This window comes from Streptomyces sp. NPDC127092, from assembly GCF_042722475.1.
In the GTDB taxonomy this organism is placed as follows: domain Bacteria; phylum Actinomycetota; class Actinomycetes; order Streptomycetales; family Streptomycetaceae; genus Streptomyces.
Map to the genome: position 1 here is coordinate 1 of NZ_JBHXFE010000421.1, position 1,031 is coordinate 1,031.

A 1,031-nucleotide genomic window follows, 5' to 3' on the forward strand; every position below is an offset into this window, starting at 1 on the left:
GGCCCGGGCCGTACTGCAGGGACTCCGTGCCGAACCGGGTCATCAGGTCGGAGGCGATCCGGCCCAGCTCGTCGAGGGGCAGGTCGGCGAGCCACGGGTTCCCGCCCGCGAGCGAGATGAGGTTCGGGTCCATCGCGATGTCGAAGACGTCGCGGACCGCGGACTGCTTCACGCCGACGGCGCGCTGGGACAGGTGTTCTCGGAGGTTCCGCACGCTCGGCACCCTATAGCACGACGCGGCCGACGATGCAGGCCCGATGACGGGCGACGACGGCGGGTCGCGCGATCAGGGGGTGCTCGGCTCCTGGGCGGGGGACCACGTGCCCTGGGTCGGCTCGGCGGGACCCCAGGACGACTCGCCCTCCGGCGCCCACGTCTGCTCACCGGATCCGTCGCTCGGCTCCCCACTCGGCGCGGGGTCCCCCTGCGGGACGTCCACGGGCTCGCCGAGGCGGAGCGGCTCGAGCCCCAGCACGTCGTCGAGGTCCCGGCCGTCCACCTCGAGCCGGACCTGTCCCGCTGACGTGAAGGCGGCGGCGGTCGCCTGCAGCTGGGCGCGGATCCGCTCGGCCGTGCACTCGTCCTCCTGCGTCACGGTGCCGGTGAAGGTGAAGATCTCCACGTCGCCCGCGCGGCGGTGCCCGGTCGGGGTGAGGGTCTCGCGCGCGTCGAACACGGCGTTCCACAGCGACGGGTCGCCGTGCCAGCCGCGCTCGTCCGCGAACAGGAAGTCCAGGGCGGTGTCCGCCTCGTCCTCGGTGTCCGTCGGCACGGTCTGCACGGGCACCAGCAGGTCGCCGCAGCCGAAGGGCCGGCCGCTCGTCCCCGGGACCGCCTCCGCCTCGGCGACGGCGAGGTAGACCGTCAGCGGCTGATACCCCTCCGTCGCGGGCAGGGGCACGCCGTCGTCGGACGCCGAGTCCTCGGCCAGTCCGGGGTCGACCGCGCAGCCGGCCAGCAGGCACGCGGCGGCCACGGCACCCGTGATCCGCAGGGCGCGGGAAGGGGAGGTCGGGCGCATCGGGTACTCC

The 1,031-nt window shown here is 74.7% G+C and carries 1 protein-coding gene and 1 pseudogene; both read right to left on the reverse strand.

Going from position 1 to position 1,031, the window contains the following annotated elements; all coding sequences use genetic code 11:
- A pseudogene (locus tag ACFWJO_RS40970) lies at positions 1–214 on the reverse strand (PLP-dependent aminotransferase family protein); the annotation flags it as partial.
- Positions 215–286: 72 nt separating this feature from the next.
- On the reverse strand, positions 287–1,031 hold a 745-nt coding region (locus ACFWJO_RS40975), incomplete at its 5' end, for a hypothetical protein (protein ID WP_386873501.1).